18 protein-coding genes are annotated in these 21,240 nt (G+C 71.2%); 11 read left to right on the top strand and 7 right to left on the bottom strand.

What is annotated here, in order from left to right; translation table 11 throughout:
- Nucleotides 1–7: 7 nt before the first annotated feature.
- The 6 genes from ACQ143_RS05625 (at nucleotide 8) to ppsA (ending at nucleotide 7,533) form a co-directional block, all read left to right on the top strand.
- Complete coding sequence (locus tag ACQ143_RS05625; protein WP_449569725.1) at nucleotides 8–1,000, top strand: electron transfer flavoprotein subunit alpha/FixB family protein; 993 nt, start codon at nucleotides 8–10, stop codon at nucleotides 998–1,000.
- On the top strand, nucleotides 1,000–2,799 hold the full coding sequence (locus tag ACQ143_RS05620) for a cytochrome b/b6 domain-containing protein (protein WP_449569724.1): 1,800 nt from the start codon (nucleotides 1,000–1,002) through the stop codon (nucleotides 2,797–2,799). The genes ACQ143_RS05625 and ACQ143_RS05620 overlap by 1 nt, the downstream gene beginning before the upstream one ends.
- Nucleotides 2,800–2,844: 45 nt before the next feature.
- Nucleotides 2,845–3,672, top strand: coding sequence for an MBL fold metallo-hydrolase (locus ACQ143_RS05615; RefSeq protein ID WP_449569723.1), 828 nt, complete (start codon nucleotides 2,845–2,847; stop codon nucleotides 3,670–3,672).
- 244 nt (nucleotides 3,673–3,916) lie between these two features.
- Entirely contained in the window at nucleotides 3,917–4,117 is a 201-nt protein-coding gene (locus ACQ143_RS05610; RefSeq protein ID WP_449569722.1) for a hypothetical protein, read from the top strand.
- Between the two features lie 168 nt (nucleotides 4,118–4,285).
- Nucleotides 4,286–5,149: a pyruvate, water dikinase regulatory protein gene (locus ACQ143_RS05605; RefSeq protein ID WP_449570135.1), complete on the top strand. Its 864-nt coding sequence runs from the start codon at nucleotides 4,286–4,288 to the stop codon at nucleotides 5,147–5,149.
- Entirely contained in the window at nucleotides 5,149–7,533 is a 2,385-nt protein-coding gene (ppsA, locus tag ACQ143_RS05600; protein WP_449569721.1) for a phosphoenolpyruvate synthase, read from the top strand. The genes ACQ143_RS05605 and ppsA overlap by 1 nt, the downstream gene beginning before the upstream one ends.
- Nucleotides 7,534–7,548: 15 nt before the next feature.
- Here ppsA and ACQ143_RS05595 read toward each other — a convergent pair whose 3' ends face one another.
- Complete coding sequence (locus ACQ143_RS05595; protein WP_449569720.1) at nucleotides 7,549–8,055, bottom strand: N-acetyltransferase family protein; 507 nt, start codon at nucleotides 8,053–8,055, stop codon at nucleotides 7,549–7,551.
- A gap of 155 nt (nucleotides 8,056–8,210) precedes the next feature.
- Between ACQ143_RS05595 and ACQ143_RS05590 the strand changes: the two genes are divergently transcribed.
- Entirely contained in the window at nucleotides 8,211–8,771 is a 561-nt protein-coding gene (locus tag ACQ143_RS05590; protein ID WP_449569719.1) for a thioesterase family protein, read from the top strand.
- 61 nt (nucleotides 8,772–8,832) lie between these two features.
- Nucleotides 8,833–10,074, top strand: coding sequence for an FAD-binding protein (locus ACQ143_RS05585; protein WP_449569718.1), 1,242 nt, complete (start codon nucleotides 8,833–8,835; stop codon nucleotides 10,072–10,074).
- A gap of 192 nt (nucleotides 10,075–10,266) precedes the next feature.
- Here the strand turns inward: ACQ143_RS05585 and ACQ143_RS05580 are convergent, their stop codons facing one another.
- Nucleotides 10,267–11,010, bottom strand: a complete 744-nt coding sequence (locus ACQ143_RS05580; RefSeq protein ID WP_449569717.1) for a hypothetical protein — start codon at nucleotides 11,008–11,010, stop codon at nucleotides 10,267–10,269.
- Between the two features lie 172 nt (nucleotides 11,011–11,182).
- On the opposite strand from ACQ143_RS05580, the gene ddaH reads away from it, so the two are divergent.
- A complete protein-coding gene (gene ddaH, locus ACQ143_RS05575; RefSeq protein WP_449569716.1) occupies nucleotides 11,183–12,052 on the top strand; it encodes a dimethylargininase in 870 nt (289 codons plus the stop codon).
- A complete protein-coding gene (gene rocD / locus ACQ143_RS05570) occupies nucleotides 12,049–13,269 on the top strand; it encodes an ornithine--oxo-acid transaminase (RefSeq protein ID WP_449569715.1) in 1,221 nt (406 codons plus the stop codon). Before ddaH ends, rocD begins: the two co-directional genes overlap by 4 nt.
- 73 nt (nucleotides 13,270–13,342) lie before the next feature.
- Here rocD and ACQ143_RS05565 read toward each other — a convergent pair whose 3' ends face one another.
- The 5 genes from ACQ143_RS05565 to ACQ143_RS05545 form a co-directional block, all read right to left on the bottom strand.
- A complete protein-coding gene (locus tag ACQ143_RS05565) occupies nucleotides 13,343–14,665 on the bottom strand; it encodes an MFS transporter (protein WP_449570134.1) in 1,323 nt (440 codons plus the stop codon).
- A 79-nt stretch (nucleotides 14,666–14,744) separates the two neighbouring features.
- Nucleotides 14,745–15,785, bottom strand: coding sequence for an NAD(P)H-dependent flavin oxidoreductase (locus ACQ143_RS05560; protein WP_449569714.1), 1,041 nt, complete (start codon nucleotides 15,783–15,785; stop codon nucleotides 14,745–14,747).
- A gap of 40 nt (nucleotides 15,786–15,825) precedes the next feature.
- On the bottom strand, nucleotides 15,826–16,842 hold the full coding sequence (locus tag ACQ143_RS05555) for a LacI family DNA-binding transcriptional regulator (protein ID WP_449569713.1): 1,017 nt from the start codon (nucleotides 16,840–16,842) through the stop codon (nucleotides 15,826–15,828).
- A 60-nt stretch (nucleotides 16,843–16,902) separates the two neighbouring features.
- Nucleotides 16,903–18,552, bottom strand: a complete 1,650-nt coding sequence (locus tag ACQ143_RS05550; RefSeq protein ID WP_449569712.1) for an MGH1-like glycoside hydrolase domain-containing protein — start codon at nucleotides 18,550–18,552, stop codon at nucleotides 16,903–16,905.
- A 135-nt stretch (nucleotides 18,553–18,687) separates the two neighbouring features.
- Nucleotides 18,688–19,977 carry an ABC transporter substrate-binding protein gene (locus tag ACQ143_RS05545; RefSeq protein ID WP_449569711.1) on the bottom strand — a complete coding sequence of 430 codons (1,290 nt, stop codon included), beginning with the start codon at nucleotides 19,975–19,977 and terminating at the stop codon, nucleotides 18,688–18,690.
- Between the two features lie 304 nt (nucleotides 19,978–20,281).
- Between ACQ143_RS05545 and ACQ143_RS05540 the strand changes: the two genes are divergently transcribed.
- Nucleotides 20,282–21,226 carry a carbohydrate ABC transporter permease gene (locus ACQ143_RS05540; protein WP_449569710.1) on the top strand — a complete coding sequence of 315 codons (945 nt, stop codon included), beginning with the start codon at nucleotides 20,282–20,284 and terminating at the stop codon, nucleotides 21,224–21,226.
- Nucleotides 21,227–21,240 lie beyond the last annotated feature (14 nt).

Below are 21,240 nucleotides of genomic sequence, written 5' to 3'. Positions count from 1 at the left end.
GACTGTGATGACTCAATTCGCTGCGGACTCGATCCTCGTCCTGCTCGATGTGACCCCCGACGGTGAGCTGGCCAAGTCGTCGGCGGGCCTGATCGGCGCCGCCGCGCAGGTCGGCACGCCCGTCGCGCTGGTCGTCTCCGGCGACGACACCCACGCCGCGCTCGCCGCCGCTGCCGGTCAGCTCGGCGCCGGCACGGTGCTCACCGCCGGACTCGGCGGTGCCGACACGACGCTGACGGTGCCGGTCGTCGACGCGCTGCAGGCGGCTGCCGCACTCGTGCAGCCCGACGCCGTGCTCATCTCCAACTCGATCGAAGGCCGCGATGTCGCCGGCCGCTTCGCGGTGCGCTCGCAGTCGGCCCTCTCGGTCGACGCCGTGGGCGTGGCCCGCGACGACGAAGGCATCGTCGCCCACCACTCGGTCTACGGCGGCGCGTTCACCGTCACCAGCGCCGCCACCTTCGGTGCGCCGGTGATCACCGTGCGCCAGGGTGCCGTCGACGCCCGCGCCGAGGCGGTCGCCGCCCCCGAGGTCGTGCCGCTGGAAGTCACCGCCTCCGGTGCCGCGGCAGCCACCGTCGAGTCGTTCGAAGCCGAAGTGTCGACCTCGTCGCGCCCCGAACTGCGCGGTGCCGCGAAGGTCGTCTCGGGCGGCCGCGGCCTCGGCTCGCAGGAGAAGTTCGCGCTCGTGGAGCAGCTCGCCGACGTGCTGGGTGCCGCCGTGGGCGCCTCCCGCGCCGCGGTGGATGCCGGATACGTGCCCTACTCGCACCAGGTCGGCCAGACCGGTGTCTCGGTCTCGCCGCAGCTGTACGTCGCCCTGGGCATCTCGGGCGCGATCCAGCACAAGGCCGGCATGCAGACGGCGAAGACCATCGTCGCGATCAACAAGGACGGCGACGCCCCGATCTTCGAGGTCGCCGACTTCGGCGTCGTGGGTGACCTGTTCACGGTGGTGCCGCAGCTGATCGCGGCCCTCGAGGCGAACAAGGCCAAGTAATGGCGACGTACGGTCGGACGCTGCGCCGCGGGCTGCCGCGCGTGCCCGGTGGCGAGCCCTGGCCGGCCGCCGCTGACGCGCCCGAGGGCGTGGGAGCGGCCGCGGAGACCGCTGCCTCGGCCGCGCCGGTGGCGGAGTCCGTCGCGCCAGTGAGTGACGTCGCCGCGCCGGCCGCTGAGGCTGTGCCGGCCGCTGAGGCCGCGGCGCCGGCCGCCGAGACTGCACCGTCCGTGGCCGCAGCCCCGCAGGCTGCCGCCGCCGCACCCGTCGCCGCAGCCCCGCAGGCCGCCGCACCCGCCGCACCCGTCGCCCTGCGCCGCGGGCTGCCGCGCGTCACCGGCGGCGAGCCGTGGCCTCCGGCATCCGTCACTCCGGCGTCCAGCGCGCCCGCTTCCGCCCCCCAGCCCGCGGCGGCGGAGCCGGCGCCCACCGCCGCTCCCGCACCGCTGCCGCCGGCGGGGGCGGACGCACCCGCCGCGCACCCCGCACCGGCGCAGGTCGGGACCGGTGCGACCGCCGGGGCGCCGCACCCGGCCGACGGCACGACCGCACGCCGTGGACTGCCGCGCGTCGCCGGGGGGGAGTCCTGGCCGCCGGCCGGCACCGTCGCACGCATCGCGACCGTCGGTGCGCCGGCAACGGCTGCGCCCGCCGAGACCACAGCCGATGCCCCCGAGACCGCAGCCGCGCCCGCCGCATCTCCCGCACCCGCGACGGCCACCGCCCCGGCTGCTGCCGCCGCGCCCGCCGCGGAACCGGCATCCACCGCCGTCGCGACCACCCCCGAGGGCCCGCAGGCGCCGCTGCCGTTCACCCGCTCGGTATGGCCGGGACGCTCGGCTACCCACCGTCCGGCACCGCGACCCGAGCCCGCCCGGATCGGCCCGTTCACCAAGGGGCAGTGGGCCGGAGCCGTCGTCGTCGGCGGCGCCGCGCTGCTGATCTTGGCCGGCATGGCCGTGGCGCTCGTGCGCTTCTTCCTGTCCACGCCGTGGGGCCAGGACTTCCTGGCCGCGTACCCGGGCGAGTACCACCTGCCCGAGGGGGCACCGGTCGGCTTCCCCGGATGGCTGGGGTGGCAGCACTTCCTCAACGTGTTCCTGATGGTGTTGATCATCCGGTCGGGCCTGCGCGTGCGCACCGAGAAGCGTCCGACCGCGTTCTGGACGCCCCGCAACGACCCGAAGGGCAAGACCAGTCTCACGATCTGGTTCCACCAGGCGCTCGACGTGCTGTGGCTGGTCAACGGTGTCGTGTTCGTCGTGCTGCTGTTCGTGACCGGGCAGTGGATGCGGGTGATCCCCACCAGCTGGGAGGTCTTCCCGAACGCGCTGTCGGCCGCGCTGCAGTACGTCTCGCTGGACTGGCCGACCGAGAACGGCTGGGTCAACTACAACTCGCTGCAGCAGATCGCCTACTTCACGACGATCTTCATCGCCGCGCCGCTGGCCGCCATCACCGGCTACCGCATGAGCGGCCTGTGGCCGAAGAACGCCAAGAAGCTCAACGAGCTCTACCCCGTCGAGTGGGCGCGCACGCTGCACTTCCCGGTGATGCTGTACTTCGTGGTGTTCATCGCGATCCACGTGTTCCTCGTCTTCGCGACCGGTGCGCTGCGCAACCTCAACCACATGTACGCGGCGCAGGGGTCGGTCGACCCCGCAGCCTACGCCGACAACTGGACCGGATTCTGGATGTTCGTCGCCTCGCTCGTGGTCATCGCGGCCGCGTGGGTGGCGGCGCGCCCCCTGACCATCGCGCCCATCGCCCGCCTGTTCGGCACCGTCAGCGGACGGTGAGCGGATGCCGGTGACCGCCACCTGACGCCTTCTCGAGGAGCCGCCATGACCCACGCCGAACGCTGGACGCAGCTGGTCACGCGGATCCTCGCGCCCAACGCCGGGCCGATGACCCTCGACGGCACCAACTCGCTCGTCGTGCGGGCCCCGGGCGCCGCCGCGCTCGTGGTCGACCCGGGGCCGGAGGAGGAGGCGCACCTGGCGGCGCTGCAGGCTCAGGGCCCGGTGGAGCTCATCGTCCTCACGCACCACCACCGCGACCACACCGAGGCCGCCGCGCGCTTCGCCGAGATGACCGGTGCCCCCGTGCGCGCCTTCGACCCGCACCTGTGCATCGACGCCCCGCCGCTGGACGACGGCGAGGTGATCGACGCCGGCGGCACCCGCGTCGAGGTGCTGACCACGCCCGGGCACACCGCCGACTCGGTGTCGCTGTTCCTGCCCGAGGATGCCGGGGTGCCCGGCAGTGAGGCCGCACCGGCATCCACCCCTCGCGGATCGATGATCACCGGTGACACGATCCTGGGCCGGGGCACGACGATCATCGCGCACCCCGACGGATCGCTCGGCCGGTACCTCGCGTCGCTCGACCGACTGGCCGGCTACGGCGACGTCACGGTCCTGCCGGCGCACGGAGACAAGCTGCCGAGCCTCGCCGAAGTGTGTCGCACCTACGCCGGGCATCGGCGCATGCGGCTCGACCAGGTGCGGGAGCTGCTCGCCGCGCGCGGGCTCGAGCCCTCGGGCGACGCGGCCGTGGTCGCCGCCGTCGTCGACGACGTCTACGGGAACGTCGACCCCGCCATCCGGTTCGCCGCCGAGGCCTCCGTGCGCGCGCAGCTCGAATACCTGGCCGCCGGCCCCCTGGTCTGACCCCGCCCCTGCTCACCCTTCCTCCGCACTCCTCGAGGACCGGCCCTCCCGCGAGCCGCTCTTCCCACGAGCCGCCTACCTGCGTGCGAGACGCCCAGGTGCGGACGGTACGTATCTGGGCGGGTCGTACACAGATGGGCGGCTCGCGGCGCCAGCGGAACTTCGCGGCGGCAGCGGAAACCCGCGTGGACGCTATGCGTACAAGTGGATGACAGAGCGTACAACCCCGGGTAGCGTGACCGGCGTGACACTGACGTCAATGGAAGCCATCGACAACGACGGGTCCCGCTCGGTCGTGAACCGGGCGATGTCGATCCTCGGCACCTTCCAGGGCAATCGATCGCGGCAGGTGCCGCTGCCGGTGATGACCAGCATCATGTCGAAGGCCCTCGAGCCCACCGCCTACACGCTCGAGCGCGTCGAGCTGCCCGCCTCCGGCCACTGAGCCTGCCGCCGCGACAGGATCCTGCCGACAGGACAAGAATCGGGTTTCTTTGCGCTCGCTCCCATCGAAAGTGCGCCTGCGCGGTCTTTAGATTTGCCCCATGAGGCGATCTTCGACCCGGGCGCGCATGCGCGGCGGTGCCCTGCGGTGATCGATCGGAACGTGCCGATCGCGACCGGGGCCACGCCGGTGCGCACGGGCACGCGCGCCGTGTACTTCGTGTCCGACTCCACGGGCATCACCGCCGAGACGGTCGGCAGCGCGCTGCTGGCGAACTTCCCGGGCATCGGGTTCGAGCGGCGCACGATCCCGTTCATCGACACCGTCGAAGGCGCCCGCAGCGTCGTGCGCGAGATCAACGGCGCGGATGCCGGGCAGGGCCTGCCGATCGTGTTCACCACCGTGAAGACCGCCTCGCTGCGGGTGGAGATCGCCACCGCGCGTGCCATCATCATCGACCTGCTCGCCGGACACCTGGTCGAGCTCGAACGGGCGCTGGGCGTGACCGCGTCCGAGCAGCTCGGCCAGTACCACAGCGTCGGCGACGTCGACCGGTACTTCGCCCGCATGCGCGCGGTGGAGTACGCCATCGAGCACGACGACGGGCAGAGCCGCCGCGCCCTCGACATCGCCGACGTCATCATCATCGCGCCCAGCCGCTGCGGCAAGACGCCCACCACGATGTACCTGGCGCTGCAGTACGGCCTGCTCGTGGCCAACTATCCGCTCACCGACGACGACTTCCCCACCGACGGGCTGCCGAAGTGGGTGGCCCCCTACGCCGACCGCTGCTTCGGCCTGACCACCACACCGCTGCGGCTGAGCCAGGTGCGCCACGAGCGCCGCCCGAACTCGACGTACTCCAGCCTCGAGCAGTGTGCCCTGGAGCTGCGTCGCGCCGAAGACCTCTACCGGCGCAATCGCGTGCCGTTCCTCAACTCCTCCACGAAAAGCGTCGAGGAGATGTCCGCGGTCATCCTGCAGGCCATGCGCCGGCGCACCACCGCACACCACCACCAAGGGGTCACATGATGAGCAGCATTCTCTGGTTCGACGAGATCGGCATGGGCGACCTGGCCCAGGTCGGGGGCAAGAACGCCTCGCTGGGAGAGATGGTCTCGCATCTGTCCGACCTCGGCGTGCGCGTGCCCGGCGGGTTTGCCACCACCGCCGACGCGTACCGGTCGTTCCTGGCCGCCGACGGCCTCTATGAGCGCATCAAGGACGCGGTCGAGGCCATCGACGTCGAGGACGTCACCGAGCTGGCCCGCGTCGGCTCGCTCATCCGCTCCTGGATCGAGGAGCAGCCCATCCCCGCCGGCCTCGACGCGGACATCCGCGCGGCCTACGCGAAGCTGCTCGAGGGCGACCCCGACCCCGACGCGGTCACCTGGGCGGTGCGCTCCAGCGCCACCGCCGAAGACCTGCCGGACGCGAGCTTCGCCGGCCAGCAGGAGACGTTCCTCAACATCGGGGGCATCGACAGCATCCTCGGCGCGATCCGCAGCGTCTACGCCTCGCTGTACAACGACCGGGCCATCGCCTACCGGGTGCACCACGGGTTCGACCACCACGACGTCGCGCTCTCGGCGGGCGTGCAGCGCATGGTGCGGTCGGACATCGGTGCGTCGGGCGTCATGTTCACCGTCGACACCGAGTCCGGGTTCGGCGACGCGGTGTTCATCACCAGCTCCTACGGGCTGGGCGAGGCGGTCGTCCAGGGCGCGGTGAACCCCGACGAGTTCTACGTGTACAAGCCGGCGCTGCGCGCCGGACGCCCCGCCATCCTGAAGCGCTCGGTCGGCGAGAAGGCCGTCGCCATGCGCTACGCCGACAGCACCGACGTGGGTGCGAGCACGGTGTTCCGGGACGTGCCGGCCGATGACCGCGCGCGCCTGAGCATCACCGACGCCGACGTCGAAGAGCTCGGCCGGCACGCCCTGGTCATCGAGGAGCACTACGGCCGGCCGATGGACATCGAGTGGGGCAAGGACGGCGTCGACGGCCGGCTCTACATCCTGCAGGCGCGGCCGGAGACCGTCGTCTCACGCGACGACGGCAACGTCATGCGCCGCTTCGTGCTCGACGAGCACAGTGAGGTGATCGCGACCGGACGGGCCATCGGACAGAAGATCGGCGCTGGACCGGTGCGGGTGCTGACCTCGATCGACCAGATGCACCAGTTCCAGCCCGGCGACGTGCTCGTGGCCGACATGACCGACCCCGACTGGGAGCCGATCATGAAGCGCGCCTCGGCCATCGTCACCGACCGCGGCGGCCGCACCTGTCACGCAGCGATCATCGCACGCGAGCTGGGCATCCCCGCGGTGGTCGGCACCGGCGATGCCACCCGCACCCTCACCGACGGCCGGGAGGCCACCGTCTCGTGCGCGGAGGGCGACGAGGGCTTCGTCTATGCGGGCCGGCTCGCCTTCGAGCAGCAGGAGACGCACCTGGATCAGATGCCGGCCTCCCCGGTGAAGATCATGATGAACGTCGGCACCCCCGACCAGGCGTTCGCGTTCGCGAAGCTGCCGCATCGCGGCGTGGGGCTGGCGCGGCTCGAGTTCATCATCAACCGTCAGATCGGCATCCACCCGCGTGCGCTGCTCGAGTACGACACGCTGCCCGAGCCGCTGAAGACCGAGGTGGCCGAGCGCATCGCCGCGTACCCGTCGCCGCGGGACTACTTCATCCAGCGGGTCGCCGAGGGCGTCTCGATGATCGCCGCCGCGTTCGCCCCCGAGCCGGTCATCGTCCGGCTGAGCGACTTCAAGTCGAACGAGTACGCCGGCCTCATCGGCGGCGAGCGGTACGAGCCGCGCGAAGAGAACCCGATGCTCGGCTACCGGGGCGCCAGCCGCTACGTGTCCGACGACTTCCGCGCCTGCTTCGACATGGAGTGCGAGGCGCTGCGGTTCGTGCGCGACGAGATGGGGCTGAGCAACGTGCAGATCATGGTGCCGTTCGTCCGCACCCTCGGTGAGGCGGGCGCCGTCGTCGACCTGCTCGCCCAGAACGGGCTGCGGCGCGGCGAGAACGACCTGAAGGTCATCATGATGTGCGAACTGCCCGCCAACGCCGTGCTCGCCGACGAGTTCCTCGCGCACTTCGACGGGTTCTCGATCGGCTCGAACGACATGACCCAGCTCACGCTCGGGTTGGACCGGGATTCGTCCCTCGTCGCCGACACGTTCGACGAGCGCGACCCGGCCGTGCGCCGCATGCTGTCGCTGGCGATCGAGGCGTGCCGACGGCAGGGCAAGTACGTCGGCATCTGCGGGCAGGGGCCCAGCGACCACCCCGACCTGGCCGAATGGCTCGTCGAGCAGGGGATCGAGTCGATGTCGCTGAATCCGGACACGGTGGTCGAGACCTGGCTGCGGCTGGCGAAGCTGCAGCCGGCTCAGGTGTGACCGGGCACCCGAGGGTCAGCGGACGAAGCGGACCTCGGTGAGCGTCTCGCCGAGGAACGGCTCGGTGTGCGTCGCCCCGTCGAGTGTGAAGCCGTTGCGCTCGTAGAACCGGTGGGCGCGCGGGTTGTCCTCGGCGACCCACAGGTAGAGGGGCTCGCCCTCGTCGACCGCCGCGTCGAACAGCCGCTTGCCCAGGCCGGTGCCGTGGTACTTGCCGAGCAGGTAGATGAAGTACAGCTCCCGGTCGCGCGGGGCGTCGCGATCGCGGGCGGGGCCCGAGCCGACGAAGCCGACGATCTCGCCGTCGACCAGGGCGGCGGACATGCGGAATTCGGGGCCCTGCACGGCCCAGTGGGTCCACAGCTCGGCCAGGCGCTTGGGCGACACGCGCTCGAGCGCCGCCTTGCTCACCAGGTGGTCATAGGTCTCGTGCCAGCACGTGGCGTGCACCCGGCCGAGGGCCTCGGCATCCACGTCTCGAACGGGACGGACGACGATGTCGGTCTGCAGTTCGGCTTCCATGGGCTGACTCTACGTCGGGGTGTTCCGAATGCGAAATCCGCGCACGGATGCCGGTGGGCGCGGCCCGACGGGGGGCTCCGCGCACCGGGGATCGGGCTGTGGCGGGGCGACAGACGATTGGGCGCATCGATGTGGACTGAGTAACATCACGGCTCGTGAATGTGTGGTGGCGGACCCTGCTGACGATCCTGCGCGCGAAGGTGCAGCTGCGCCGCCGCGGTCCGATCCCCCCGGGCTCGGTGGGGCGCATCCGGCTGCGCACCCTGCCCACCGACATCGACCTGCTGCTGCACATGAACAACGGCCGGTACGCGTCGCTGTTCGACCTCGGCCGCTTCGACCTGCTGATCCGCACCGGCATCTGGGACGCCATGAACGCACGCGGCTGGTACGCGGTGGTCGCCACCGAGACGGTCACCTTCCGCAAGTCGCTGCAGCTGTGGCAGCGCTTCACCGTGGAGACGCGGCTGTACGGCCACGACGACAAGGCGGTGTACCAGATCCACCGCGCCGTGGTCGACGGCGAGATCTACGCCGAGATGATCGTGCGCGCCCGGTTCCTGCGCCGCGGCGGGGGAGTGGTGCCCATGTCCGAGCTGTTCGAGGCGCTGCACCGCCCCGACGACCTCCCGCCGCTGCCGGACTGGATCGCCACCTGGGTCGAAGGCTCGGCGCTGCCCTCGACGAAGGCTCCCGCCCCGAGCGTCTGGTCCTAGCCGCCGACGACAGGCTGCGGCCGGAATAGACTGCACGCGACGACGCAGAGAGCGAGCACGCATGCCCGAGACCACACGCAACTGGGCGGGCAACATCGCGTACCGCGCGACCCGGCTCGTCGCCCCGGCATCCATCGACGAGCTCGCCGAGATCGTGGTGGCCTCGCCCCGCGTGCGGGTGCTCGGCAGCCGGCACTCGTTCAACGACATCGCCGACACCGACGGCGTGCACGTCAGCCTCACCCGGATGCCGGGCGACCCCGAGCTCGACACGGCCCGGGCGACGGTGCGCGTGCCGGGCGGCATGCGGTACGGCGAGCTCGCGCCCTGGTTGCACGCGCGCGGCTGGGCCCTGGCGAACCTCGCCTCGCTGCCGCACATCTCGGTCGCCGGCGCGGTCGCCACCGGCACCCACGGGTCAGGCGCGCGCATCGGGTCGCTGGCCACCCAGGTCGCCGCCCTCGAACTGCTCACCGCCGACGGCGCCGTCCGCCGCCTCGCCCGCGGCGACACCGACTTCGACGGTGCGGTCGTCGGGCTCGGCGCCCTGGGGGTCGTCACCGCCCTCGAGCTCGACATCCAGCCGACGTACGACATCGCCCAGACCGTGTTCGAGCACGCACGGTGGGACGCCGTGCTCGCCGGCTTCGACACGATCCAGGCCACCGGCGACAGCGTGAGCCTGTTCACCACCTGGTCGGACGCGGACCGCATCGACCAGGTCTGGGTGAAGACCCGGGGCGCGCCGCCGGATCTGCGCGCGTTCGGGGCGACGCCGGCCGACGGTCCCCGGCATCCGCTGCCCGGCATCTCGCCGGAGCCGTGCACCGCACAGCAGGGGCAGGCCGGGCCGTGGTTCGACCGGCTGCCCCACTTCCGTCTCGCGTTCACGCCGTCGGCCGGTGACGAGCTGCAGAGCGAGTACCTGGTGCCCCGCCGCGACGCGATCGACGCCCTCGAGACACTGCGGACGATGGCGACGCGCATCGCGCCGGCCCTGCTGGTGTGCGAGGTGCGTACGATCGCGGCCGACCGGCTCTGGTTGAGCGGCGCCGGTGGCACGGACGCCGTGGGCCTGCACTTCACGTGGCGCCCCGATCCTCCCGCGGTCGCGGCCCTGCTGCCCGAGATCGAACGGGCGCTGCCGGCGTCGGCCCGCCCGCACTGGGGCAAGCTGTTCGCCCTCGACGGCGCGGCCGTGACCGCCCGCTACGACCGATGGCCGGACTTCGTCCGGCTGCGGCGTCGGCTCGATCCCGAGGGGCGTTTCGGCAATGCGTTTCTCACCCGGCTGGGGGCCTGAAGTCCCCAGGTTTCTGGACTCAGATCAGGAATTCCTGCCGCAAAGAGAAACAACTTATCTTTCTGGCGGACCCCCATCGGGCAGGCCACTATATGTCTGGGGGGCGCAACTGGGGAGCGTCCGAAGAGCCCGTTCCAGCCGGCGGCCGCTCACGACACACCGGGGGGAGTGTCGCTCGGGGTTGAGGGAGAATCACCCCTCAGCCCCGGGGCCCTGTCGCTCGGCGGCGGGCTCGTCGGACGTCATGAACTCGTTGACGAGCGCCCGCACCCCGAGCGCGAAGAGCGTCCACTCGCCGGTCGGCGCCTCGTCCTCGGCGCTGAACGTGTACGTCGGGTGATCGATGCCTTCGACCGCGCGCACCGCGAAGCCCTCGCCCATCGCCGCCATGGCCTCGGTGAAATCCAGGATCGTGAGCCCCGACTTCATGCGCATGCCGTACGCCTCCATGAGTGAGCCGTAGAACTCCGCGAACGCGTCGATCGACTCGCGGTGCCGTTCGCGGCTGGCCTCCCGCAGTTCGGGCCACGTGTCGGCGGTGGTGCGCAGCGCCAGCGACACGAGGAACTGCTGCGCGTCGCGTGCGTCGTCCGGGTCCTCTTGGTCGAGTGCGGCGGTGCGCACGTGCGCCAGCGCCGCGGCACGGATGACGTCGTCGCCCGGCGCACCCGATTCGATCAGCTCGCGCACCGCATCGCGCGCGTAGTCCGCCGGGCCGCTCAGCCGCAGCCGCACCATCGTCACCGCCAGGTCGCGCTGGTAGTCGGTCTGATCGGCCCACAGCCGATACGCCGCGCCCGTGGTGAGTCCTGCCCGGCGCAGCACGTCCTGCAAGCGGATGTGCTGCACCCCCGCGCTCACGCCGCGCTCGAGCAGCATCTGCACCCCGACGCGCAGCAGCAGTGCGCGGGTCTCTTCTCCCGTTCGTCGCCTCACGATGACCCGTTTCTCTCCCCAGAGAATAAATCTTCTCACTTTCCTGCGGCGCGTGCGCCCGGAACCGACCCGGGCGCGTCTGGCAGAATGGATGCCGGCGTGCCCGAGTCGATGGCTTCCACAGCCCCGCCGGGCCTGAGGACAGCGTCCGCCATCCCTCATGAGGAGCGACATGTCGACGCAGACCCTGCCCCAGGCACAGACCCCACGCATCCAGCAGCACCGCCGCTACCTGATGTGCCGGCCCGAGTACTTCACGGTGAGCTACCGCATCAACCCCTGGATGGAACCGACCCGGCCCACCGACACGGCCAAGGCCGTCGCGCAGTGGCAGACGCTGTACGACACGTACGTGTCGCTCGGCCACGAGGTCGAGCTCATCGACCCGGTGCCGGGTCTCCCGGACATGGTGTACACCGCCAACGGCGGGTTCATCATCGACGGACGGGCACTGGGCGTGAAGTTCCGCGTGCCCGAGCGCCGGGGGGAGGAGCGACCGTTCATGGACTGGTTCGCCGCACACGGCTTCGAGGTCATCGAGCCGCGCGAGGTGCAGGAAGGCGAAGGCGACTTCCTGCTGGTCGGTGACGTCATCCTCGCCGGAACCGGATTCCGTTCCGCCGGCGACAGCCACCGTGAGGTCGCCGACGTGTTCGGGTGTGAGGTGATCACGCTGCGACTGATCGACCCGCGGTTCTACCATCTCGACACGGCGATCGCCGTGCTCGACCCCGTCGAGGGACCCGGCGGCGTCGACAAGGCCAACATCGCGTACCTGCCGTCGGCGTTCGACGAGGCCTCACAGCAGATCCTCGCCGACCGCTTCCCCGATGCCATCCGGGTGGCCGACGCCGACGGCGCGGTGTTCGGGCTCAACGCGGCCAGCGACGGCCGGCACGTCTTCCTCTCGCCGCGCGCGACCGGCTTCGACGCCCAGTTGCGCGAACGCGGGTACATCCCGGTGCCCGTCGACCTGTCCGAGCTGCTGCTCGGTGGGGGCGGGATCAAATGCTGCACACTCGAACTGAGAGGGACACGATGACCACCCCGGCGCTGGACACCACGACCATCCGCATCATCGACTCGGAGGACGCGCACGTCGCGCGCAACTACGCGCCGCTGCCGGTCGTCATCGCGCGCGGTGAGGGGTCGTGGGTCACCGATGTGGAGGGCAAGCGCTACCTCGACCTGCTGTCGGCCTACTCCGCACTCAACTTCGGGCACCGGCATCCCGCCCTCGTCGCGGCGGCGACCGAGCAGCTGGGCCGGCTCACCCTCACCAGCCGCGCGTTCCACAACGACCGGCTGGGGGACTTCGCCGCCGCGCTGGCCGAACTGTGCGGCAAGGATCTCGTGCTGCCGATGAACACCGGGGCCGAAGCGGTCGAGTCCGGGATCAAGGTGGCCCGCGCGTGGGCGTACCGGGTCAAGGGAGTCGCCGAGGGACAGGCGAACGTCATCGTCGCCGACGGCAACTTCCACGGCCGCACCACCACCATCGTCAGCTTCAGCGATGATCCGCAGGCGCGCGCCGACTTCGGGCCCTACACCCCCGGGTTCACCTCCGTCGCCTACGGGGATGCCGCCGCCATCGAAGCCGCGATCGATGAGAACACCGCCGCGGTGCTCCTCGAGCCGATCCAGGGCGAGGCGGGCGTGATCATCCCGCCCGAGGGATACCTGCGGACGGTGCGCGAGATCTGCGACCGCCACCGGGTGCTGTTCATCGCCGACGAGATCCAATCGGGCCTCGGCCGCGCCGGAACGACCTTCGCGTGCGATCGCGAAGGCGTCGTGCCCGACATGTACCTGCTCGGCAAGGCGCTCGGCGGCGGCATCGTGCCGCTGTCGGCCGTGGTCGCCGACGCCGACGTGCTCGGTGTGCTGCGCCCCGGCGAGCACGGGTCGACGTTCGGCGGCAACCCGCTGGCAGCCGCCGTCGGCCGGCAGGTCGTCGACATGCTCGCCTCGGGCGAGTTCCAGACCCGCGCGCAGGCGCTCGGCGAGCACCTCGGCGCCAAGCTGGGCGAGCTGGTCGGCCAGGGCGTGACGGCCGTGCGCATCGCGGGTCTGTGGGCCGGCATCGACATCGACCCGGCTGTGGGGACCGGGCGTGAGGTGGCCGAAAAGCTCCTCGGCCGCGGCGTGCTCGTCAAGGACACCCACGGCCAGACCGTGCGCATCGCGCCGCCCCTGGTCGTGCGCGCCACCGAACTCGACTGGGCCGTCGAGCAGCTGCGTCTCGTCCTGGCCGGCTGACGGCGCCGGACGGCGCGCCGAGGCGGCTACGCCGGGGCGGGGTGACCGCGCCGGGCGATCCCGCCCGGAACGCCTACGGCTTGTCCTGCAGCCGGATGGGTGTGGTCGACGCGATCTCGTCGCTGAACTCCTCCGGCGGCGTGCGCACCACCCAGATCGGCTGCGTCTCGTCGACGGTGAGGCGGAACCGCCGCTGTGGGTGGCGGTGCACCCGCCCGGAGCCCAGCAGCCAGACGATGCCGACGACGCACGCGACGACACCGGCGATGCCGCCCACCTGGATCGCCGCGCGCGGTCCGAGCTCCTCAGCCACCCAGCCGGCGATCGGCGCCCCGATCGGCGTCGACCCCATGATCACCGCCATGTAGAGGGCCATGACGCGTCCGCGCAGGTGCACGTCGGTGGTGGTCTGCACGTAGCCGTTGGCCGTGGTCATCATCGTCACGGTGAAGAAGCCGACCGTGGTCAGGACCACGGCGTACATCCAATACGCGGGCATGGCCGACGAGACGAGGGAAGCCACCCCGAAGCCGCCCGCGGCGAACATGATCACGCGCATGCGCGCCCGGTCGCGCCGGGCGACGGTGAGCGCCCCGATCAGCGACCCGATCGCGAGCACCGAACTGAGCAGGCCGTATCCGTCGGCGTCGCGGCCGAACTCGAGCGCCATCGTCGAGGCGAAGATCGGGAAGTTCATGCCGAACGCGCCGACGAGGAACACGATGAGGAACGTCACGCGCAGATCGGGGCGGCCCCACACGTAGCGGAAGCCGTCGGCGATGCGCTGGGCGCCGGTGGCCCGCGCCCGCGGCATCAACTCTTCGGGGCGCATCATGAACAGCGCCACGAGCATGGCCAGGAACGTCGCGGCGTTGATGATGAACACCCACCCCGTGCCGACGACGACGATCAGCAGGCCGCCCACGGCCGGGCCGATCAGGCGCGCCATATTGAACGACGCGGAGTTCAGCGCCACGGCGTTGGACGCGTTCTCCCGCGAGACCACATCGGTCACGAACGCCTGGCGCGCCGGCGAGTCGAAGGCGTTCGTGATGCCGAACATGAGGGCGAAGCCGAACATGAGCGGCAGCGTCATGACGTCCATCAGCAGCAGCACGCCGACCGCGACGGCGAGCAGCATGAGCACACTCTGCGTCACGAACAGGATCCTGCGCCGGTCGAACCGGTCGGCCACCCAGCCTGTCGCCGCCACCAGCACCAGGGGCGGACCGAACTGCAGCGCCATGGTCACACCCATCGCCGTGGCGTTGTTGTCGGTCAGCTCCGTGAGCACGACCCAGTCCTGCGCGGTGGACTGCATCCACCCGCCGACGTTGGAGATCAGCGCCCCGATGAACCAGACGCGGTAGTTGAACAGGCCGAGCGAGCGGAACATCGCCTTCATGCATCAGCCTCCATACAAAGAACCCAGTCTACCTCGTTAGTTGTGCTAAACAACTGTGAGGATGCCGGGTTCACGACCCGTCCGGCACCCCCGCGGCCAGCTCGGCGAACACGGCCGCCGCGTCGTCGTGGGCGGCCAGCGGCGCCCCCTGCCCGGCCCACAGCGACTGCAGGTCGCCGCGGTCGCGCCGGTTCGCCTCGGCGCGCAGCGCCCCGACCACCCAGCTCTGCGCGGGGAAGGGGGCGATCGCGCCGCCGGCTTCGACCGTGTCGACCAGCCGGTTGCGCACGCCCCGCGCCCAGCGGCCGGTCACGGCGCGGGTCAGCACCGTCTCGTGCGCGGCGACCCGGCCGAGCGCCTCGCGGTGCGCGGCGCCGGCCGCGGACTGAAGGGTGCGCAGGAACGCCGTGCCCACCTGCACGCCCGCCGCGCCCAGTGCGAACGCGGCCCCGACCCCGCGCCGGTCGGCGACGCCGCCGGCGGCGATCACCGGGATGTCGACGGCGTCGACCACCTGCGGTACGAGCGCGAACGTGCCCACCAGCGACCGTTGCGCGTCGCCGAGGAAGCTGATGCGGTGCCCCGCCGCCTCGAAGCCGCTCGCGACGACGGCGTCGGCCCCCGCCGCGGCCACCGCCCGGGCCTCGGGCACGGTCGTCGCGCCGCCGATGATGCGGATGCCGCGGGCGTGGGCCTCGTCGACGACGTCGCGCCCCGGCATCCCGTAGACGCAGCTGAGCACCGCCGGGCGCGCATCCAGGATCGCCTCGAGTTGCTCGTCGACGTCGACGAGGTACCGTTCGGGCTCGCCCGACGGCGGTGCGAGGCCCAGCTCGCGGTACAGCGGTGCGACGGCAGCCGCCGCCGCAGAGGTGTCCACCGTGCCGGGGGTGACCTCGTCGCCGACCGGCAGCCACACGTTGAGCGCGAACGGCCGGGTGGTGGCCGCACGCAGCTGCGCGACGGTGTCGGCGATGCGCGCCCGGTCATAGCCGTAGAGCCCGTACGAGCCGAGCCCGCCCGCTTCGCTCACCGCGGCCGTCAGCGCGACCGAGGACATGCCGCCGAAGGGGCCGAGCACGATGGGAACGTCGAGATCGAGCAGACTCATGCCTCCAGCATCCTCCTGCCTGCGTCCTCGGGGCGAGCGCTCAGCCGTCGGCGGGGGCGCCGCCGGGCTCCGCGGTGGAGCGCCGCACCTCCAGGCGCGGCTGGAAGACGACGTCGTGTTCGGGGGTGGACTGGTCGATGAGCGCCTGCATGCGGCTCCACGCGAGCGTGCCGAGCACTTCGTGCGGCACCGACGCGGTCGTCAGCGACGGCGACATGTACCGCGCGAACGGGATGTCGTCGAACCCGGTGACCGAGATGTCGTCGGGCACGCGCACGCCGCGCTCCACGAGGCCGTGCACCAGGCCGATGGCCACGAGGTCGTTGAAGGCGAGCACGGCGGTCACCCCGGCATCCATCACCGCGGGCACGGCGGCCAAACCGTCCTCGCTGCCGGCGCCGCCGGCGATCGAGGTGAGCGTGACGTCGGGGACCTCGCGCAGGAACTCGGCCAGGCCCGACCGCCGATTCTCGTTCGCGACGCCGTCGGGCCCCTCGACGTAGGCGATGCGACGGTGCCCGAGCCCGGCCAGGTGGTGGGCGAGCGTCTGGATGCCGGCCCGTGAGTCGACCGACAGCGAGGGCGCGGTCACCCGCGAGCTGCGCCGGTTCATGAGGACGACAGGACCGAGGGTGGAGGTCGCCCGCACCAGCTCGTCCTCGTCCATGCGGGGCGCGCACAGCACCAGGGCGTCGCAGCGACGGCGGATCTCGGCGGCCAGCAAGGGCTCGTCCTCGGCCGACTCGGCCGAGTCGGCCACCAGCACCCGGTACCCGGCCGTGCCGGCGGCCTTGCTCAGCCCGGCGAGCACGGCTTGGAAGGCGGGGTTGGCGAGGTCGGGCACGAGGAAGCCGATGGCGTTGGTCTGACCGAGGGCGAAGCTGCGGGCCAGGTGGTTGGGCGAGTACTCCAGCTCCGCCGCCGACGCGTGCACCCGCTCGGCGACGGCGGGCTCGCCGAGGAACCGTCCGTTCATGACACGCGAGACCGTGGCCGGGGACACGCCCGCGTGGCGCGCGACCTCGGCGATCGTCGTCGCTCGTGTGCGTCGTGTCACGGAAGCTCCTTCCGACCCGTCGCTCCCGCCGGAGTGAGGATCATCCTAAGGCGGGGCGGGTCACCGTCGCGGTGGGGTGAAACCGGGCGAACGGCGCTCGCCCGGGTGGATGCCGGTGACCTCGACCCGCTCGTTGGGGGCCACCGTCAGCGCACACGACTCGTCGCCGGCGTGCAGTGTGCCGGTGACGGGCGCAGGCGCCAATCCGACCACGACGGCAGGCTCGCCGTCGCGCAGCACGACGCGCCAGCCGCGCGGGAACCGCAGCCACCGCGCGCCGTCGCGATGCACCTCGACCCACTCGTCGTCGCCGGCCAGTTCGTAGCGGATGCCGGCGACGGTGCGTCTCGCGGCGGTGGCCGTGGGCGCCTGCGCGCCGACGCGGGTGGGGATCAGGCCGCTGAGCCACACCTCGCCGTCGGGGCGCGGCAGGATGCCGGCGTCGCGCTCGAGGGTGTCGAGCAGCCACAGCATGGCGGGCGAGTACCCGCTCGCGTAGCCGGCATCACCCGACCACGGGTCGAAGCACTGCGCGAACCGGTCGTGCCCGGCCATCGCACCCAGGAGCGTGCGGTGGGCCAGGGCGAGCTCGGCCACCCGCCCGTGGTGCTCGAACGCGTGCGGCGCCCGCAGCATGGTCAGGGCGTTGACGGGCCCTGCCCACGAGTTGCGGGTGTGGTCGCCGTTGAACCGCGGGTCGTCCATCGCGATCGAGGTGAAGCCGGCCGCGGAGAGGAACCGCGTCGTGTTCATGAGATGGCGGTCGAGGGATGCCGCGAAGACGATGTCGTCGGCGACCTCGCAGGCCAGCACCCGCAGCAGCACGTCGGAGTCGACCTCGACGAAGGACCCGTCGGCGGCGCGGTCGTAGTACATGCCCGTCGCGGCGTCCCAGCACTGCGTGTACAGCGCCGCCCGCGATGCGGCCGCCTTGGCCTGCCACGGTGCCGGGTCCTCGCCCAGTTCGGCGGCGATGAGGGCGAGGTGGCGGCGCTGGCAGGCGACGTTGGCGGTGAGGTCGGGGGCCACGAACGGCAGGCCGGGCCCGTCGGGGTCGTACCGGGCGGCGTCGCCCCGATGACAGCGATCGGGTAGGTGCCAGAACCGGGGGGAGAGGTCGTGGCCGGTGTCGAATGTGCAGAACGCTTCGACGCCGCCGGTGCCACGGGTGTCGCGGTGCGTCGCGAGCCACGCGTCGTTGCGCGCCATCGCGGTGTACATGCGGGCGAGGTAGTCCCGGTCGCGCCCGGACTGCAGGTAGTGGTGCCACACGCTGCGCGCCAGCGGCGTCACGGTCTGGATCTGGGTGAACGCCGGCCCGTCGGGCGTCACCTTGTACGGCAGCAGCCCGTCGTCGCGCTGCGCGGCCGCCAGCGCCAGGTGCGTGGCCCGGGTGACGGCGGGGGCGAACCGGCCGAGCACTTCGGCGCCGATGGTCGCCGTGCTCTCGAGCCAGCAGCCCCGGTACGGCCCGCCTTCCCAGAGGATCGGGTCGGCACCGCCGGTGACGGCGATACTGTCGGCCAGTTCGGCGATCGCGGCGTGCCAGCGGTCCTCGAGTCCGCCGCCGAGCGCGGCGAAGCCGACCCCGGCGGCGTCCAGTCCGTCCGCGAGCGCGCGGGCCCCGGCATCCATCTCGCGCGCGGCGAGGGCGCCGGCTGCGGGCGCGGCGCCGCGCAGCCGTGCGAGCACATCATCGATCGCTGTCATCTCGCCTCCAGTCTGCCCATCGAAGCCCGTGCCCACATGCGACGTGCGGGCGATCCCTGCCGGGACCGCCCGCACGCCGCCCACATGCGACGTGCGGGCGATCCCTGCCGGGACCGCCCGCACGCGGTGTGCGGATCAGTCGTTCTCGAGGGCGGCCCCGAGCTCGTCGATCCACTGCTGCGCGCCGTCGGCGGCGGACGTGTTGCCGAACAGCACGTCCGACTCGATGCGCTGCGACAGCTCGTTGAGGATCGAGCCACCCGCCGGCTGCGGCGGGCCGACGACACCGACCTCGAGCACCTTGCCCAGGTACTCGGCCGACTGCGCGTCGGCCGGTGCCAGCAGCGGCTCGACGACCGCGAGGGTGTCGGGGTTGAACGGCAGACCGCGGTTGGCGAGGATGATCTTCGCCGGCTCCGGCTGGTTCAGCAGCCAGTCGACCAGCAGTGCCGCCTCCTTCGGGTGCTCCGACTCGGCCGCGATCGCCCAGAACTGCGAGGGCAGCACCGAGACGCCCGACACACCGGTCGAGGTCGGCGGGGTGAGGATCTGCACCTCCTCCGAGCCGGACCCGGCCTGGTAGGACGCGATCTGGTTCGAGTACGAGAAGGTGATGGCCGCCTTGCCCGTGCCGAACAGTGTCAGGTCGGGCGTGACGTTCCAGTGCTCGACGATGACCGACGGGTCGGGCAGACCGCCGTCGGCCACGAGCGCCTGCTCGTACTCGTACCAGTCCTGGATGACGTCGGCGTCGACGGCGAGGCCGCCGTCCCAGTCGTAGATGCCGGTGTCGGTGTACTGGGCGACGTAGGTGCCCAGGATGTCCTGGATGCGCAGGTCGAGGCCGACGATGCCGTCGCCCGCCTTGGCCGAGATCTCGTTGGCGATGTCGGCGAACTCCTCCCACGTCCACGAGTCGTCGGGCAGGGGCACCCCGGCCTTCTCGAAGATGGCGGGGTTGATGAGCACGCCGATGGCGTTGCCGCCGGTGGGCAGACCGTACAGCGTGTCGTCGACGATCGCGTTCGTGAGGGTGAAGTCCGGGTACTTGTCGGTGGGCAGCTGCTCGCTGACCGTCGACAGGTCGAGCAGGGCGCCGGCGGCGCCGTACTCCTGCGGCTTGGCCCCGCCCAGCGCGAACACGTCCGGCGCCGTCCCCGACGCGAAGTCGGTCGCGAGCCGGTTGAACAGGTCGTCGGGGGCGCCGACGGGCTGCTCGATCACCGTGATGTTCTCGTACTCCGCTTCGAACAGGTCGATCGCCTCGGCCATGATGGCCGACCGCTCGTCGTTGCCCCACCAGCTGATCTGGAGCTCGACCTCCTCGGCGGCGTTCGGGTCGTCGGTCGAATCGGACGGGTCACTGCTGCAGCCGGTGAGGGCCAAGGCGGCGACGAGGGTCGTGCCGACACCTGCCCGTGCCATGCGTGAGCGTGTTGAACGCGTCATTGCGCCTCTTTTCATCGGGTTCCCGGCAACGTGCCGGCCTGGTGCGCGGCCGCTCGGAAGGAGAAACCGCTTTCACGAAAAGTAGCAGTGAGTGCCGGGCGTGTCAATTGTTGTTTTTCCCGCGATATCACGCGGTGGAACGACGGGTCGCTGTCACGCCGCGGAAGAATGCGGCAGATCGATGTTTGACGTGCGGGGCATGCTCGGTCATACTGACACGGCAGACGTGAAAGCGGTTTCTCTCAGCCGCCGCGCAAATCCCACAGACGAGGAGGTCTCCGTGAGCAGCATCGGTGAACTGCGCCAGATCGCGCGCCGGTCGCACGGCGGGGCGAAAGTGCGCGAGCGCGGCCGCTACGCGGACAACAAGGCCGGGTACGTGTTCCTGGCGCCGTGGCTCGTGGGTCTGATCGTCTTCACGATCGGCCCCATGCTGGCATCCCTGTTCTTGTCGTTCACCGACTACAACCTGCTGCAGCCGCCGCAGTGGTCGGGCTTCGACAACATCGTCGAGATGGCCGGCGACGCCCGGCTGTGGAACTCGCTGCGCGTCACCCTCGTGTACGTGTTCGTGTCGGTGCCGCTGCAGCTGGCGCTCGCGCTGGCCGTCGCGATGCTGCTCGACCGCGGCATGCGGGGCCTGGCGTTCTATCGCTCGGTGTTCTATCTGCCGAGCCTGCTGGGCGGATCGGTGGCCATCGCGATCCTGTGGCGTCAGGTGTTCGGCAAGGAGGGCATCGTCAACGCCTTCCTGTCGATCTTCGGCATCGAGGGACCGGGCTGGATCTCGCACCCCGACTATGCCCTGGCGACCCTCATCATCCTGCACGTGTGGACGTTCGGGTCCCCGATGGTGATCTTCCTGGCCGGGCTCCGGCAGATCCCCGACATGTACTACGAGGCCGCGCAGGTGGACGGCGCCGGCAAGGTGCGGCAGTTCTTCTCCATCACCTTCCCGCTGCTGACGCCGATCATCTTCTTCAATCTCGTGCTGCAGATCATCTTCGCGTTCCAGTCGTTCACGCAGGCCTACATCGTCTCCGGCGGCACCGGTGGACCCAGCGACTCGACGATGTTCTTCACGCTCTACCTCTACAAGGAGGCATTCACCGAGCTGAACATGGGCTACGCCTCGGCCATGGCCTGGCTGCTGCTGCTGATCATCGGCGCCTTCACCGCTTTCAACTTCTGGCTCTCGAAGTTCTGGGTCTTCTATGACGACTGACCTGCCCCGCACCA

The organism is Microbacterium pollutisoli (genome assembly GCF_053586795.1).
Note: the sequence above shows the minus strand (reverse complement) of the source record. Positions and strands in the feature narration are given on the sequence as shown.